This window comes from Paenibacillus plantiphilus (assembly GCF_927798095.1).
In the GTDB taxonomy this organism is placed as follows: Bacteria; Bacillota; Bacilli; order Paenibacillales; family Paenibacillaceae; genus Paenibacillus_Z; species Paenibacillus_Z plantiphilus.
Genome location: NZ_CAKMMF010000016.1, coordinates 83,362 through 100,164 on the forward strand (window position 1 = coordinate 83,362; position 16,803 = coordinate 100,164).

The 16,803-nt window shown below is 43.1% G+C and carries 12 protein-coding genes; 1 reads left to right on the forward strand and 11 read right to left on the reverse strand.

Going from position 1 to position 16,803, the window contains the following annotated elements:
* Nucleotides 1–17: 17 nt before the first annotated feature.
* The 8 genes from L6H65_RS15070 to L6H65_RS15105 form a co-directional block, all read right to left on the reverse strand.
* On the reverse strand, nt 18–1,361 hold the full coding sequence (locus L6H65_RS15070) for an extracellular solute-binding protein (protein ID WP_236343428.1): 1,344 nt from the start codon (nt 1,359–1,361) through the stop codon (nt 18–20).
* Between the two features lie 19 nt (nt 1,362–1,380).
* Nucleotides 1,381–1,578 carry a hypothetical protein gene (locus tag L6H65_RS15075; RefSeq protein ID WP_236343429.1) on the reverse strand — a complete coding sequence of 66 codons (198 nt, stop codon included), beginning with the start codon at nt 1,576–1,578 and terminating at the stop codon, nt 1,381–1,383.
* Between the two features lie 69 nt (nt 1,579–1,647).
* Nucleotides 1,648–2,538: a carbohydrate ABC transporter permease gene (locus L6H65_RS15080; RefSeq protein WP_236343430.1), complete on the reverse strand. Its 891-nt coding sequence runs from the start codon at nt 2,536–2,538 to the stop codon at nt 1,648–1,650.
* 32 nt (nt 2,539–2,570) lie between these two features.
* Nucleotides 2,571–3,500 (reverse strand): ABC transporter permease, encoded by a 930-nt coding sequence (locus L6H65_RS15085; protein ID WP_236343431.1) that lies wholly within the window; start codon nt 3,498–3,500, stop codon nt 2,571–2,573.
* 102 nt (nt 3,501–3,602) lie between these two features.
* Complete coding sequence (locus tag L6H65_RS15090; RefSeq protein ID WP_236343432.1) at nt 3,603–4,907, reverse strand: ABC transporter substrate-binding protein; 1,305 nt, start codon at nt 4,905–4,907, stop codon at nt 3,603–3,605.
* 19 nt (nt 4,908–4,926) lie between these two features.
* Nucleotides 4,927–6,504 (reverse strand): response regulator transcription factor, encoded by a 1,578-nt coding sequence (locus tag L6H65_RS15095; protein ID WP_236343433.1) that lies wholly within the window; start codon nt 6,502–6,504, stop codon nt 4,927–4,929.
* The gene (locus L6H65_RS15100) at nt 6,482–8,278 is read right to left on the reverse strand and encodes a sensor histidine kinase (protein ID WP_236343434.1); all 1,797 of its coding nucleotides are present in this window, start codon (nt 8,276–8,278) and stop codon (nt 6,482–6,484) included. The genes L6H65_RS15095 and L6H65_RS15100 overlap by 23 nt, the downstream gene beginning before the upstream one ends.
* A 225-nt stretch (nt 8,279–8,503) precedes the next feature.
* The gene (locus L6H65_RS15105) at nt 8,504–9,274 is read right to left on the reverse strand and encodes a hydroxypyruvate isomerase family protein (RefSeq protein WP_236343435.1); all 771 of its coding nucleotides are present in this window, start codon (nt 9,272–9,274) and stop codon (nt 8,504–8,506) included.
* A 264-nt stretch (nt 9,275–9,538) separates the two neighbouring features.
* Between L6H65_RS15105 and L6H65_RS15110 the strand changes: the two genes are divergently transcribed.
* Nucleotides 9,539–10,291, forward strand: coding sequence for an excalibur calcium-binding domain-containing protein (locus L6H65_RS15110; protein ID WP_236343436.1), 753 nt, complete (start codon nt 9,539–9,541; stop codon nt 10,289–10,291).
* Between the two features lie 462 nt (nt 10,292–10,753).
* On the opposite strand, the gene L6H65_RS15115 is transcribed toward L6H65_RS15110, so the two are convergent.
* From L6H65_RS15115 to L6H65_RS15125, 3 genes are all read right to left on the reverse strand, one after another.
* The gene (locus tag L6H65_RS15115; RefSeq protein ID WP_236343437.1) at nt 10,754–12,787 is read right to left on the reverse strand and encodes a Piwi domain-containing protein; all 2,034 of its coding nucleotides are present in this window, start codon (nt 12,785–12,787) and stop codon (nt 10,754–10,756) included.
* A 1,044-nt stretch (nt 12,788–13,831) separates the two neighbouring features.
* On the reverse strand, nt 13,832–14,683 hold the full coding sequence (locus L6H65_RS15120) for a DNA adenine methylase (protein ID WP_236343438.1): 852 nt from the start codon (nt 14,681–14,683) through the stop codon (nt 13,832–13,834).
* Nucleotides 14,684–14,742: 59 nt separating this feature from the next.
* Nucleotides 14,743–16,608: a hypothetical protein gene (locus tag L6H65_RS15125; RefSeq protein ID WP_236343439.1), complete on the reverse strand. Its 1,866-nt coding sequence runs from the start codon at nt 16,606–16,608 to the stop codon at nt 14,743–14,745.
* Nucleotides 16,609–16,803: the final 195 nt, after the last annotated feature.

Here is a 16,803-nt window from a genome sequence, read left to right on the forward strand (position 1 = left end):
TCAGAGTTTCAATACACTTACTTATTGACGAAATCGTCAATTTGCTTTTGAACCTCCGCAATGATTTTGTCCAAGCCGGACGCTTTTTGTCTTTCAATGTAGCTGTTTATCGCCTGATCCACATCGCCTTTAACAATGCCGACCAATAGCAGCTTGCCGTCTTCAGCAATCAATTGATCGCGTGCGGCCAGCTCTGTTTTAATATTGTCGGTAATCGGCACAAGACCGGCCGTCGGCGATACTAATATGTTCGGACGTGTGGCAAACTCTCTAGACGCTTTAATCGCATCGGCGGAACGACCGACAGTCGGACGTGTAAATTCATCTCTAAGGAATCCCCAGTTGAACCAATTTTGCCAAAGCGGTTTGGACGGATCTTCACCCGGGGCAAATCCGATAACCCCATTGCCGTCAACGGTATAGGTCTTATCCTTAATGCCATAAAAGAACAAATCGTATACCTCCCGATCCGTCGACAACAGATCCATGAACATGAGCATCCGTTCCGGATTCGCGGCATTCTTGTTAAGGGCAATCGCATTGTTCATTTGCGAATCACGGATATATTTATTGTCGGGATAAACGACGACCGCAGCATTTTCCGCATTTTTATCCGTAAAGTTCACGGCATCATAAAGCGCGCCAAGCGTGTTTTTCTGAGCGAAGACAGTGGCGTTCTCAAACGGCATATTCGTCTTGTCATTCAGGGTGTTGCTGGAAATAATCCCGGCATCATACCATTTCTTCGCAAGCGTCACCGCTTCTTTGAACAGCGGCGTCTGTTCGATCGGCATCACTTTAAGCGCCGGGTCGTTCAGGTCAATGTACAAGGAATGGAAGCCAAGATCGATGTACTCGTATTTGGAAACCAGAAAAGCGCCAACGCTTCCCTCCGGAGCATTCATGTTCTGATAAAATACCGGCATTCCGGGCTTAGCCTTGTTAATAGCGGTCAGAAATTTATCGATTCCTTCAATCGTAGTCAGATCGCCGGGATCTACATTCAACTTCTCCGCAATATCTTTGCGGTATTGAAATACCGGCTTCGATGTTTTGATTTCCGTCCATGGCAGCGCCATCAGCTTGCCGTTTATACTCGCCGAAGACAGCATGTTTTTGTCCGAGTATATCTTGTACAGACCAGGGGCATACTTGGGTGCAAGCTCGCTCAGGTCCAGAAAAGCTCCCTTGTTCACCATTTGCGAATATCCATACCAGTCGGCCGTGAAAGCGGCATCGTACTGGTCGCCGGAAGAAGCCAGCATCGTTAACTTGGACTGATAGTCGCCGAACGGAACAAAGTTGATCTCAAACTTGGCATTTAACCGATCCTTTGTTTTCTCATAAAGCGCCTGAAGCACTTCGTTCTTGGCAACCTTGTCATCGCCGGGGAAAAATTTTCAACGTAACTTCTTTCAGGTCGGCCGGCGAAGCAGTCTCGCCCGTGGATTTATTCGCATCCTTGTCCGAGTTTCCGGAGGTTGAAGCCCCATTGTTGTTAGAGGCGCATGTCGCCAACAGTCCGGCCAGCAATACTAGCATTAAACCGAGCGCCGCTTGTTTTCTCATTATTGCCATTGTAATCCTCCCCATCATCATTCAAATTTGTGCATTGCTATGAACAACGGCTCCCGAGGCTGCAAGTGATCAGCCTTTGACGGCGCCGATTGTCAACCCTTTGATGAAGTAACGCTGAATAAACGGATAAAGAAACACAATTGGACCAATGGTTACTATACAGATCGCCATCTTAATTCCTTCCGACGGCAGCCGTCCCCCGGTGGCTCGGATGATTTCGGCCCCTTGCGCCGATGTGGCAATGAACTGAACATTGGACTGTATCGTCCGCAGCAGAAGCTGCAGGGGCTGCAGTTCGACCTTGTTTAACAGCGTAAGTCCAAGCCACCAGTCGTTCCAATACATCAGGGAGATGAACAAACCGATCGTCGCGAGCGCCGGCTTCGCCAAAGGAACGATGATCGACAAAAATATTCGGAACTCGCCCGCTCCGTCTATTTTGGCAGACTCGCTTATTTCCTCCGGGATGGTCTGAAAGAAGCTGCGGAGCAAGAAAACGTTCCAGGCCATGCACAAGTAAGGCACAATCAAGGCGAGCAAATTGTCCTGCAAGCCCAAATATTTCACACAGACGATATACCAGGGAACGATTCCTCCGTTAATCAAGATCGTAATCAGCGTATAGACATTCAGCGCTTTTCTTAGCTTGAACCGTTTAAGAGACAATGGATAAGCCAACATGGCCGTAATAGCGAGACTGGCAATCGTGCCGATAACGGTAACGATGATGGAAATTTTATAAGCTTCAATCAATCGCCCCGCATCCAGAAAAAGCACACGGTAAGCGGATAGATCAAACTCGCGGGGGAAAATATTATAGCCGTGTTGAAGGATTGATTCCTCACTTGTAAAGGAGCTGCTTAACACCAATAAGAATGGGGTTACGCAAAACACGGCAAACAAAACAACAATACTGTACATAAGACCGTGGTACATTCGATTGCCTATACGATGCTCCACAATATCCCCTCCCTTGTTGCCGCCTGCGTCGTCTAGAATAACGAAGAATCCTCATTGATACGCTTGGCCAATTTATTGCATAGCATAATAATGATAAAAGCGATTACGGACTGGTAGAAGCCCGCCGCAGACGCCATGCCGATATCTCCATTAAGACGGAGACTGCGGAAGATAAAGGTATCAATGACATCAGCCGTTTGATAAATAGCGGCATTCTCGCCGACAATTGCATAGAACATCCCAAAGTCTGCATTCATGATCCGGCCTACCTGCAGCAAAGTTAACGTGATAATTGTGGGCATGAGGAAGGGCAAGGAAATATATCTGATCTGCTGAAATTTTGACGCGCCGTCAATTTTGGCGGCTTCGTAGTAGGAGGGATCGATCCCGGTCAATGACGCCAAATATAACACCATTCCATAACCCGTCGATTTCCACACATAAAACAAAACGAGAATGATCGGCCATACCCATGGAGTAGCGAACCAATCCACCGAACCGAGCCCGAGACTGGACAGGGTGGTATTCATAACTCCGGTGTCAATGCTGAACAGATTGTAAGCGATTACACCTACGACAATCCAAGAAATAAAGTACGGCAGAAACATGAGCGATTGTGTGATTTTCTTAAAATATTTCCCCGCTACTTCATTGAAAATAAGCGCTATTCCGACTTGAAACAAAATTCCGAAGATGATAAAAAGCGTATTTAAATAAAGCGTGTTCCATGTTGCTCTCAATGCCGAGGAAGTGGACGAGAATAAATACTTGAAGTTTCCATAGATAGGGTCCATCCAGGGACTGCCCAATATGCCGTCGCGAAAGTTAAAATCTTTGAAAGCGACAAGCAGGCCGAACATCGGAAAATAACTGAATAGCATAATCAGCACAACGCCGGGCAGCACCATTAAATAAAGAGATTTGTTTCGGCCAAGTTCGGACAATATACCTTTTGACCTCATTTTTTTGCCCCCTTTCTCCTCTATTGGCTCTTCTTGCTCCTAATTATAGAGGGGGCGCATGGGAGAGAGAATGTTGTTTTTTTAGCGCCGTATGCGCATTTTTTAGATATTGCCCCATTGCTCGTCGGCCTGCTGAAGCAGTTGCTCCATAGTAGGTCTGCCAGTCGCCAGCGAGTATTGCAGCATACCGAGAAACCAATCGACAAACCCTTTAGGCGCTGCGTTCGCCGCCCAATATTGCTGCATGAGCTGAACTTTCACGGCATGCGGATTGTGAGAGATTGCGATCAGCTCCTCCGCAAGATGATTTACAGCCTCATATTCCATTTTGTCCTTGGTTACAGAGAGCGCATGTCCGGCCTGAACATAACGCTTATACTGCTCGGGAGAATAGAAAAACTTCATAAACGCAATGAAAGCGGAACGTTTATGCGGATCTTTCCCAGCTTCCGAGGTCAAAGCGATTCCCTGCAATTGATCAGAACCGGTTATAACGATTCGTCCCTCACGATCAGGAGGGGCAAAAACGCCGATTGCTGCGTTCGGGTTGGTCCGATAAATCGTCTTCAGCGCCTCCGGGCCTGTATACAGCATGCCTGCATTGCCATTTACCAGCTGTGTTGTCGTATCGTTATCCGTCGTATAGAGCCAGCCCGGATTGACATATTTCTTCATCCACAGCTCCCTCATATCCGACATCGCTTGTACAATGCCGGCATCGGTGAAATGAGCCCGATTGGCGGTTGCATCGCGGTTCCAGTGCGGGTTGTCGGAGTACATGGAGGTTCCGAAAAAAAAGTTGGTCCAATACCCCAGATGCCAGACATCTCTGCCGCCGACTACAATCGGACTGACGCCTATAGCCTTTATTTTGGCGCAGATGTTCAAAAATTCGCTCCATGTTGCAGGCTCTTCAGTAATGCCCGCTTGCTGAAAAACTTCTTTATTGTAATAAATGGCCGGGGGCAGGCTGGACGCCAGTTGGGCTGTGTATACTTTGCCGTCAAATCGGGCGGGATGATCGAGCAAATCGGTAATTTCATCGGGCATGGGAGCGATTGCCCCCGCTTTAATATAGGGCTCCGGTTCTTTCAGCTCCAGAAAGTCCGGGAATTCCCCCACCGCATCCAGGTTTTGCAAATAACCCTCATAAGAGAAAACGCCGGCCGAAGACGGCATTGCCCGGATGTGGATGCCCGGATGTTCTGCGTTAAAGGCGTTAACGATCTCCTGAGTCGCTTGACTCGTGTCGGGATCGCCGCCCGAATAAACGAAGGACAGCGTTACCGCTGCGGCAGGAGACGCATCCCTATTATTCTTCGCGCCGCTGTCGGTATAGCAGCCTGTCAATGCAAACGAAAAGAGGATGATTACAACAGCTTGCAGCGGTTTTATGTTAGCCGGCATTTTGCCGCCTCCCCAAGGCTTATTTGAATTGCTGACGGTATTCATTCGGCAGCATGCCGTAATTTTTTTTGAACATTTCGCTGAACTGCCGCGCATTCTGGTACCCTACTTGCTCCGCGATTTCATAAAGCAGACTATCAGATTGAATGAGCAGCCTGACCGCCAAATTCATCCGGATAGCCGTCACATATTGTTTGAAATTTTGTCCGGTATGCTTCTTGAAAAAAACGCTGAAATAAAACGGGTTAATGTAAAATTTCGCCGCTATCGTTTCCAGGTCGACCTCTTTATAATTTTCCTCAATATAGGCCTTGATTTGACGAATCTGTTCCGATTCTTTTCCGTTGCTCCCCTGATGAAGGCAGGCGCGAATGCGCCGCAAGTCGTCGCGGATCATAATAGACATCTGTTGAAACGTCTCTTGGGATTGCAAACGTCCGGCAAGCTCTGCTTCCTCTTGCTTCGTCTCCTCGCCGTCCGAGACGTGTTCACGGATAGCGCGAACGAGCAGAGAGCTGGAAAGCTGAAGCGCATAGGCGCGATTCCCCCAGGCAACCTTGCGGACCATTTCCAGCCAGTCCTCAAGCAGTTCCTCAAAGCGATTCGTTTGGGGAGAGTAGAATTCGCGAAGCAATTGTTTTTCCAATTCTCCCCGATCCTCTCCTCTGTGCGCGGGAGGGTTCGGCTTATCCGCAGGAGCGACCAGACTGCCCGCGCCCAGAAAAAACTTGAGCGCCATGCCTTCCTCCGCCTCTACGCAGCTTCGGCGCAGCTCCTCCAGTGGAACAGCGCTGCCAATGCTCATCGACACACTAATTTTGAGCACGGTTTTATAATGCTCCAAAATACGCTGGGCAAGATTCGTTATGATGACGGACGGCAGATGCCGGATCAACAGATAGACACGCTCTCCTTCCGGCAATGCCCACCCGTCCGCTTCACCTTTAATAAGCTCCTCTGCAAGGTTCTGCATCGCATAATGAAGCAGCTTCCGTTCTCCTTCCCGCCAGCTGCCGGACAGAGGCAGCGAATGATCGATCTCCGCCGCCATAAAGGTGAACAGCATGTCGGGGCCGGGGCCTCTAATCTCGTGGATAATTGCCGAGTTAAGCGGAGACTGTTTATGCTCTAGCCATTTGCTCAGCCCATCCATCAATTCAAGACGCTGCTCGCGATCTTCATAGAAACGGAGCTTGCTGTCGCTTGCAATGGTCCGGGAAACCGATTGAATTTCCGAAACCGTCTGCTCCAGAACGGACTCCAGCTTATGCCGGTCAACAGGTTTGATCAAATATTCGACCGCTCCATAAGATAATGCATCCTTGGCATAGGAGAAATCGCGGTAAGCGCTGATAAAGACAACCTTAGTCCGCTTCTTCAGCTCTTTCAGACGTTTCAGCACTTCGATTCCGTCTATTCCCGGCATTGAAATATCGGTGACTACGATATCGGGATCGTATTCCATAATTGCCCCAAGGAGATCGTCCCCGTTGCTCGCTTCTCCGACAATTTGCAATCCGAGCTCATTCCAATCCACCAACATCGATAACCCGCGCAAAATTGCGGGCTCATCATCAGCCAGAAATACGCTTAGCATATCGATCAATCTCCCTTACTATCGGAATTCTAATCTGGATGGTAGTCCCCCTGGAAGGGGTGCTTTCAAGATGTATGCCGCCATCGCCGCCAAACAACGATTGAATGCGGTCATGCACATTTTTAAGCCCGATACCCGTCTGTTTGCCATTCCTGCGTGCTGCTCCTTGTCCTTGCTCCAGCCTCTCCCTTAGCGATCCCAGCTGTTGCTCATCCATACCGACGCCATCGTCAATAATCCAAATCGACAATAAATTGCCGTCTTCAGCCTCGATTTGCAGTCTGATTTGCCCGCCTTCCCGCTTCTTCAAAATGCCGTGGAGGACGGCGTTCTCCACCAAAGGTTGTATAGACAGCTTAGGAACGCCCCACTTCATGGAGACCTCCGAACCAATATGAATCTGCAATCCGACCCGCTCCTCAAAGCGAACTTGAATCAGATCGAAATAATTCCGGACATTCGCAACTTCTTCCTCCAGCGTCACCATGCTTTCCCCGTAATCAAGCACATATTGCAGCTGGTTGGACAATACGTGGATCATGTCAGCGACCGGCATAGCACCCTGGCTAACGGCGCTCATGCGAATGACTTCGAGCGTATTGTACAGGTAGTGCGGACGGATTTGGCTTTTGAGCGCATTCAGCTCAGACTGCTTTTGCCTCAGCTCCGCAGCGTATGCCTCCTCTATAAACCGGTTCAACTGATCCGCCAATCGATTCATTCCACGGTTCAACAGGCCAAGCTCATCCTGAGACTTGACAGGAAGGGCGACATTGAAATCGCCTGACTCCATCTTTCTCATTTGTTTTATGATCTCTCTTATCGGACGGGAGAACCTTCGGGAAAATACGATTGCAAGCAGCAATAAAAACAACATGCAGACCGATGCGACAACGATCACCAAAAATTTGAATGGCTCAATTGTGGCGAGGAAGCCTGTACGGGCATAACTTCCGACCAGCTTTTGATCGGTGCCCGCAATGTCCATCGCGATAAGATGCCTGTTGTCCTTTTCTGCGGCGGAACGCTCCTCCTCAAGAGAAACCGATGTGCCGATCCGCTGCTCATTATTGCTGTAGTTGACAATATGATCGTCGCTCAGAATCATAATTTCATCATTCGGGCTTAAATGCAGCTCCGAACTAATTGCATTGAAGTTATCGACGCTTACGTCATAGATGAAGGTTCCCAGAACAGTCGGATGCTCGTTCAACAGGGTAGATTTATCAATCAAGTTTCGGGAGAAAGTCATCACCAGCCGGTTGGAATTAACAAAATAGGTTTCTTGATGAGCGGGATACAGATACAAGCCTTTAGGATTTCGTTCAAGTTCCGAGGTCAAATCCGCATAAGGAAACTGACCGGGTACAAATTGTTTGGCACGGCGGGAACGATGGATGATCTCCATACTTGACTGCGGAATAAAGTAAGCGTTTTCAATATAGGGGTCCGAACTAAGCGCAAATACGAGCCAGTTATCAATACTATGATTACGATTCCCTCTGGCGGCCTGGCTCAGGCGGTCGTACCAGTTGACGTCGTACATCATCTTGGATATATCATTATAGTCGGTCAATATTTGGCTCGAATTTTTGGCGATATAAAGCGACATCTGTTCCAGATTATTAATATTGAAGCGCTCGGATTGAGTAAAATAAGCGTCCATCAAAAAATAACCGAGAACGATGAGCGGCATGAATCCAACCAACACGAAAGAAAAAACGAATTTGACAAAAATGCTTCTTTTCATTGCATCGTTTGGAAACCATCGCATTTGCTCTCACACCTTAATGTCGGAATTATCGTTTTCTGAAAGAGGGTAACTTTAAATTTATCATCCGGGAACCGCCGGTTACAGGCAGTTTTTTAAGATCATTGTCTGGTTTTTTAACTTAAAACGCCTCCAAGCCACTGTATGTGTGGGATGGAGGCGTCGCCGAGAAACTAATCACAGACCATATGTCCACTGCAGGATGAGCGTCTTAAACCGTTGAAGCCTCTAGAGAGAACACCTATCAAGTGCGTATTTAATCCCCTTTAGCGGTTCATCCTTCGGAAAATATTCCAGACCTATATAACCGTTGTAGCCGGCATCTTCTAGCGTTTGGAATATAGCTGGATAATAGATCTCGCCCGAATACAGCTCGTTTCTGCCTGGATGTCCCGCAGCATGAACGTGACCGATGGAATTCAAGTTTTCCGTTAGAGTTGGAATTAAATTTCCTTCTGTTATTTGCTGATGATAAATATCGAACAAAAGCTTTACGTTAGGACTCCCCACCTCCTCGATAATCGAGAAGGCCTCGGAGGATTTCGACAAGAAATAGCCCGGATGATCAACATGCACGTTGAGCGGTTCCACCAATAGCGTAATCCCGGCCTTTTCCAGGAGGGGAGTGCATGCTTTAAGACCGTCTACTATGCACTTTCGCTGTACCTCCCGAGGAAATCCGTTATCATTGCCAGTCTGCGTAATCAGGGAAGAGCAGACTAAAAATTGTGCCGCTTCAATCGACTCCATAAGACCTTCGATATATGCATTCCGGGCTGAGGGATCAACCAGACTCACAAACTTTGTGCAAAAGGCATAGACTTTCAAACCGAGTTCTTCCTTCTTTGCCTTGATTGCATTCAAGTCCTTGTCCCACCAAGTCCAAAACTCGAAGGTATCGATGCCAATAGAATGAATCGTCTCCAAGCTCTCGTGCAAAGGACGGCCACGCAATACGGCGTCGATACAAACGGACAGGTTCAACACCCACACCTCCATGATGTTTTCTTTTTTCTTGGCAGGATGCTAGCCTGCGACGCTAACAACAATATAATATCCGCAGCTCTAATGTCCACAACATTATCTAACTCGCAACCGGCATCTATCTACAGATTACAGACTTTGTCTCATTAAACTCAGAGCAAGGTCAGCTAGAAAGCAAAAAGAGACACTTGCCAGTATACCCAATTCCTCCTATTATTAAGTTTGTCGAGAACATAGCGAAAGAGATTTCATAAAACAATCTAAAATCTAAGAAGAGAGATGAAAAAAATGTGGATGTTTATTGGCCTCATATCATTACTGGTTGCAATAATCTTTGTTATTATAGCGGCTATATCTGCAATAATAAAGAATAATAAAGCCAAGAAAAACTTTATTATTTCCGGTATTGCATTCGTAGTTTTCTTTGTTGCAGTTGCGGCTAGCTCAGATCCAGCGTCACAAGAAGTTACAAAGAAAGAAGAACCACATGTAAAGGAAAACGTTATTCCAAAAAAAGAAACTGAAATAAACGAATCGGTCGCAGTGGATTCACAATCCGCAATTGTAAATACCACGCCTAAAAAAGAACCAACCGAAGCAGAGTGGCAAGCCAGTTATAGAGAGATCCTACTAAAAGAGGCCAGCAGATATCTTGAATTGACCCATAAAAAAACAATAACCGCTGCAAGCAAAGCAGCGTCGGTTAAAGTTTTAAAGAAATATACCGAAAAACTTACTGGCGAAGACGAAGAAAAATTCGAAAAATTAACTTCATTGATCCAGAAAGATAATTTTGATAAAGCTAAACAATTATATTTATCTTTAGGTGGAAAAAAATCGATTTTTGCTGCACCGAATAAAAAAGCAGCAAATACTAAAGAGTCAACTACGAAAAAAGAAACTGTGAAGAATAACGTTACATATAAGAATTGTACACAAGTAAAAGCTGCTGGAGCTGCACCACTTCATAAAGGTGATCCGGGGTACAGCCGGAAGCTTGATAAAGATGGCGACGGAGTAGCATGTGAATGATAGCATTAAAGCAGAAGGGAAATCGATCATGAAGTAGGGCTGTTTGTAAACATTAAAAAAAGACCCTAAGCTGCAAGCTGGTTCCGGTACGCTATCGGAGCCAGCTTGTTTAGTTTCAATTGAATACGCTCGTAACTATAATCTATAATCATGAATAAAGGCATGAATGCGCTCTTAAAAAACGGCTATAGCGAGTTGTCCGCTATAATTCCCCAAAAACGACTAATGGCTTCGCCCCCTGAAAACAAAGGGCGAAGCCACTAGTCATAAATTGTTCGATGTAATCCTAAACTGTCTTATTTTCATTATAATCAGCAGAGCGAGCTGTTCGCGAATAATAAAGTTGGAAACCATCAGTTGCCGATGAGTCTGGCTATGTAATTACGGCGCATAGGTAGGTCTCGAAAATAAGTTGGAAACCGGCGGCTTAGTAAATCGCTGATTCGTCTTTATATTACGTTACTATACAAAATGAAGTGTATCGCCGGAATCAGTTGGAAGCCATTGTCGGTTGAAAAAGGTCGAGCTTAAATCAGCATAATGAGTTGTAATAGGGAGCCGACATTTTAACAGTGATCCGATATGCATAAATGACAGATTGTATATGTCCTGAATGATCGCTTCCATTGGTAGGCTCCCCTTTTTCTTTACGATCTTAATGGGTTGTGCGGTTCCGACACGTGGATGCGGATTCGTAGCAATGAGATATGCTAAATTATCTTTAACATAACAGAGTCCTGATTTGGTCTCCCACCCTTGCTTATCGACGTTTAGTGCCATCCGCCGGTTTGTTTTCTTAATAATCTCTACCATGTCATACTCTACATCAAGACTGTTCATTACCTCATCTAGGCTGTTTAAATCCTCCCGGCAGAAACCGTCCCGATGAAATGTAATGTGCCTCGGCTTTTCATTATAATGGCTCTGATATTGATCCAGTGCTGAATATACAATTTGACACATTGTCTCATGACGAATTTTCTCGCCTGCTTCACTAGATGTATTCGCTCTGCTCGATAAGACTCTGCCGTCCTTGCCAACGACCTGAACAATGCCAGCAGAATGCCTTCCCCCTTCATGGGAGACATCAAGTCCGATAAAACAGTCGGAAGATAGGGATGAACTTAGCACCCAAGGCTGAATACCCGATTTTGAATATAGTCCAAGAAGTAGATTTCCAATGATATAGTCGTCCGCTTTTTGAAGGGTTTCCATTGTTATAAATTGAGTAGGTACGGCGGCGTTTCCTCCGAATTCCTTTTTTATTGCGTCGTACCACATCCCTGCAATTTTCTCAGTGATAATTACGAGGGTTAGTTCTTGAAATGAACTTTTTGTAAGCTCCTTAAGCAGTACGGCAAACTGGTGCGGATTCGTAAAATCGATTGTTTTATTACGATATGAGCCTGATTTCTTCATTATGGAAAGTGAAACGCCCCATTTGTAGGACAATGCACTTAACTTTTCATTAAATGCTGTTATGGCGTCAAGTTTCGTATCGATTAATTCAGGATACACAAGTAAATTAATCGATACAGCTTGTGGTGCAACAACGCCGCCTTTGTCAAGACCCGATTTAAGCTGCGATTGTATAATACCTTTTCCGAATGCTAAGTTCGGGTTTAGTAACTGTTTTACGTTATATCCATTTTGCTGAACCAGCAACTTCGATTTGGAAAAAGCAAGCTTATCGTTTCGCGCCAGGATTTTCTGTATCTCTTCTAATAGAATCTTAATTTTTTGATTTGCGTTTTGTTTATAGACATCCGATGTTTGGCGTACCACGGCAGTAGGAAGAGACTCAAAGGTTAGCTCTTTTTGCAACATTGCAGGAGCATATGCAGCACGAAGACCATTATTCATTTTTAGATAAACAACTGGCATCTTCGGATCGAGTTTTTCAACCTTCCATGCTTGTTTTCTTTCCTTTACGAAATAATCAATTACCGATTGATTAAGTTCCGGTATTACATCACTAATTGTAGCTTCTGATACTTCCTCGAGTTGATAATGTAAATTGTTATATTTATCAACTACTCGTTCACCTTTAATAATTGCATTCGACTTCATCAAATCATATATAGATTCGTTCGTTCTGAAACTATGATGTAGATCGAATCCGATTGTGATTGTACCTCTGATATTAATTGTAACATCACATTGGATCACCCTATGGATTGAAACGCCTTGTACGACTTTTTCAGCTTTCAGCCATGTAAACCTACGACTTCCAGCAGCTATTTCATTTCTTGGCTGAATACTCTCAAGCCTGCGTAGAATAAGTCGCTCTAATATTTCACGTTCAGTTGGAATCGAAGGGTTTATTGGTCGGCATTCATAATTAGTGAACGTGTAGTCTCCCCAATCTTTAATAGGCTCCCAGCTTGCAATAAACTGTTCATAAAAATCGATAACTTGCGACTTATTTAACCTCCGTAAAGCAGAGCATGCTTGCCCGTTTTCATTATGTTGTTCAAATACATTACGGACAGGCATTGTATATAAATGAATCGTAAGATCATTTGTATTCGTATCTGATTCCCATTCTGTAAGAATATGATGTGTTGTTAAGGTGTTTGTGCTAATCTCTGTTCACTCTCCTTTATCTGTATAATTACATCTGCCATCTCTTAACTATACAATATATCCCAATGCACTTCTATCCCTATCATACTTAATGAATGCTCGTCTTTATATTAACGGCGAAAAAATAAAAGTGGACCGATATCATGTTATTGCTAGATGTCTATATATGATACCATTCGTATCTATTTCCAAAGATATTATCAATACACGAGAAATAAAGTTGGTAACTGTCCCCATTAATATTATCATCATTGTCTGCCTTACACGGCAGTACTTTTTTATATCCATTTACCTTATGGATGATTTTTCATTGATATGAAGGATATAGTTGATTCATGTCGAAATTCTGGAGATCAAGAAATTTTTGAAATCTCCTTTTTTCCAAAACTAAAAAAGTTTTTGACAATTAAAGAATTAAACGTTATCGATCTTATTGTAACTTCGATATTCAGGATATGTACAATTCATATCATCAGTCGAAACTACACGAGTTGGGCGTAACGACCGCCTATGGCCAACTTTTCTTCTTTCATGGTAACACCCCGCATTTTCGGTAATGTTATCATGATTGCACTTTTCTCATTTGATTTTCGGATAAATCTGACTTTCTCACCGAGGTTCAACTCTATCAGCTCCAGAAAACAAAAATACCCCGTAATTAGTTACAATTACGGGGTTCAAGCTCATGATGTCTGTTATTCGGAGTAAATGCTGAAGCACCCAGCTAGTCTAATACTTTATTTTCACTGAACAACGAGCTGTACGAAGAAAATAAAGTTGTAGACTGGAGTTGTTGATTTGACGCGGTTTTTGAGTTTGAAAATCGTCAGCTTTTGAGAAATAAGTTTTAGACTTACACTTAGGAGATTATTCTAAAAACCTAAATACAAAAAAATAAAGTGTTAGACTCTTAAAAAAATATGGATCCAAATCTCAAATTTGAATCCACTCGATCTACACAATCTGTAAAAACTCTCGAAACTTTCCTGTCTCTGTTTTATTTGAAAAAAACATGAATTCTTGTCCTTTAGTAGGGGTTGCTATTGAATAATTTAAATAATATTTTGTATGAAGCTGTTTATGATAAAGTTCTTCAATTTGATTAGCAATATCATAGGTTAGTATCCAGTATCTGTTCCTCATCTTTGTTTGTATAATCTTCGCCAACTCAACATGGTCTTCATGCGAATAAAAATTTGTATATAAATCAGGCCCCCTATCATAGTACGGCGGATCAAAAAAGGTAAGCGAGTATCGCGTTTTCTTAATCTCCTCCTCAATAAAATCCTTTGCATCATAATTACAAACCTTTATTTGATTAGAAAAAGAGGCAATTAGTCTAATTCTTTTAGTAATAGCTTCTTTGTTAAACCGACAATCTAACTTATCAGTTTTATCTTGGTTCTTACCACCGATGACACCTGCTTTAATAATTCCTGATCTGTTAGTTCGATTCATGAAAAGTGTTGAAAAGGCCAAAGATAACTCATCAATACTATCTTTTTGTTTTTGAATTTCTCGTTGAATGTACCATTCATTCATATTAATTGGAGTATCTTGTATAAGTTGAATTAATCTTTCTGGTTGAGTAACAATTATATTCCATAAAGCATAAATTCCTCGATCATAATCATTAATAATTATTTTTTTGACATCTTGATTAATAAGCAAGCGAAGAGCAACAGCAGCCCCTCCCGCAAATGGCTCTATATATGTTGATATATTGTTTATATTCACAAGATGCTTGATGTAATTATAAGTTTTATCTTTACCACCTGGATATCTTAATGGAGATAGGATGGCCATGGTTGTGATCACCTCAATGTAATAATAGCAGACTTCATTCCTGCTTGGCCAGCGAAAACTCAGACTAACAGTAAGTAGTTATGGAACAATACTAAGAGCGGTGTAATTCTTAAATTTACTCTTTCCACTAATTCATCATACATGGCAGCATAACTACTATGAGTTATTAGATTTAAATAATCATATAATTTATCAGATTCTATAGAACCCAATAAATTCTTGATAGCTTGATACCTTAGCTTGTTATCACCATTACATATCTGAGTCAGTAACGTCCTTTCAGATAAATGTTCAATTAAGAAATTTAAATTCTGTTTAGGGTTACCATGGTTTCTAAGACTTTTGTCTTTTATCACTTTTTCTATAGATAACTCTAACAACTGCCTCACTGATGAAGCAATCATGTATCTATAGTCCTGAGCATTCTCTAGCGATTGAATCTCATTGATTAACATATTAACAGTATGATTTATATTGATATTCACTTCGCCATCAGTAAATGCAGCAAGTGACTTGAAAAACTCATTCTTAGGTTGATTAATTTTGATGCCTTTGCTGGATAGAGAAACGTTAATTTCAATGCTCTTCGAAACAGAGTATCCGTTATTTTCTAATTTAACCTGTATGGCATAAGTTCCGATCTGTGCATCTCCAGAAAAAATGTGATTCTCTTTTATTAAGTTCCCATCCGAATTAAAGATTACTCTGTCCTTTAAATCTTCCCCATTAGAATCAGTTGCAACTTCAACTAATTCTATTAAGTCGTAATCATTATATAATTTCAGGGATTTTTTAGTGGATTTTAAGTTTAAAACGAGAGAATACGTCCCAGTTCCACTGCCTGCTCCACCTGTTCCAGCGCCAGCTCCGCCAGCTCCGCCAGCTCCACCACCAGCTCCGCCTGTTCCACCACCAGCTCCGCCTGTTCCACCACCAGCTCCGCCTGTTCCACCACCAGCTCCGCCTGTTCCACCACCAGCTCCGCCTGTTCCACCACCAGTTCCGCCTGCTCCACCACCAGCTCCGCCTGCTCCACCACCAGCTCCGCCTGCTCCACCACCAGCTCCGCTTGTTCCGCCGCCAGCTCCGCTCTCATCATCAGAACCTGTATCGATATTAATTGGTAGAATATTCACAAAAAAATTGCTAGCTAATTCAGCAGTATACACATCTCCAACTGTCGCTTTATTTGAAATAAAAAATTCAACCATTTCGCAAACCTTATCAAAATTTTTTGGGTTATCCAAATCAACCTTTATACCACGCTCTAAATTAAATATTCTAGTTCTAATATCTAGAAAGCCAAATATACGTTCGAATGTGGTAGCGTAACCTTCGTTTTTTATTTTTCCATAGAGTTCTTTATTATTTGGATCGGCTTCAAGTTTTCTGTAGATCATATTCCCTAAGTTGAATTGTTGTCCAATAAATTGAGCAGTAAATGTATCTTTTTCGTTGGAACTCCATGTAATCTGACCTGCACCTGACTGTTCCCCAGAATGAAGTTTTATTACATGATTTGCCATCGCTTCAGGATCTGAATAAACTTTAGTATAGAGAGATAAACCTTCAACATCGACACTATGCTTTACTTTTTCTATAAAACGATAAGTACTTGGATACTTTGCTTTTATAAGTTCTGCTGTATCATTCATTAGCAGTTTTAATGCTGTCAATCTTCTATTTCCGTCATAAACAATGTATTCATCGTTAGTATGTAGTACGATAAAATCCTCCAGAACCCCTCCAGTTTCTATAATATCCTGAATAAGCGCTTCTAATTTTTTAGGGCCCACTTTTTTCAACTCAAAAAAAGTTAAGATGGCCTCTTCTTCACTATTTACATGTTTGGGAAACCTAGGGTTTGTCTTTGATAATGTTAATTCAGCCGCAAACATCTCTTTGGCTATTGGCCGTTCATACATTAATGCTTCCTCCTAACATACTAGTACTATTTCACTATATTATTCGACATTGTTCCACATGTTCCTTTATTATCCACCTGTTTTCAGATTAGTTTCTCATTGATTCTGTATGCCCATCCCTTAAGGTAACCTGCTACATTTAACCATTTTTCTGAACTAATCCATCCATTAGATGCTTTATTTCATATTCCATTA

Coding starts and splice junctions, on each gene's coding strand:
- L6H65_RS15105 (WP_236343435.1), bottom strand. CDS start 9,274: ATGGAGGTGTGGGTGTTGAACCTGTCCGTTTGTATCGACGCCGTATTG.
- L6H65_RS15085 (WP_236343431.1), bottom strand. CDS start 3,500: ATGAGGTCAAAAGGTATATTGTCCGAACTTGGCCGAAACAAATCTCTT.
- L6H65_RS15075 (WP_236343429.1), bottom strand. CDS start 1,578: ATGGCAATAATGAGAAAACAAGCGGCGCTCGGTTTAATGCTAGTATTG.
- L6H65_RS15120 (WP_236343438.1), bottom strand. CDS start 14,683: ATGGCCATCCTATCTCCATTAAGATATCCAGGTGGTAAAGATAAAACT.
- L6H65_RS15110 (WP_236343436.1), top strand. CDS start 9,539: ATGAAAAAAATGTGGATGTTTATTGGCCTCATATCATTACTGGTTGCA.
- L6H65_RS15100 (WP_236343434.1), bottom strand. CDS start 8,278: ATGCGATGGTTTCCAAACGATGCAATGAAAAGAAGCATTTTTGTCAAA.
- L6H65_RS15115 (WP_236343437.1), bottom strand. CDS start 12,787: ATGCCTGTCCGTAATGTATTTGAACAACATAATGAAAACGGGCAAGCA.
- L6H65_RS15090 (WP_236343432.1), bottom strand. CDS start 4,907: ATGCCGGCTAACATAAAACCGCTGCAAGCTGTTGTAATCATCCTCTTT.
- L6H65_RS15125 (WP_236343439.1), bottom strand. CDS start 16,608: ATGTATGAACGGCCAATAGCCAAAGAGATGTTTGCGGCTGAATTAACA.
- L6H65_RS15095 (WP_236343433.1), bottom strand. CDS start 6,504: ATGCTAAGCGTATTTCTGGCTGATGATGAGCCCGCAATTTTGCGCGGG.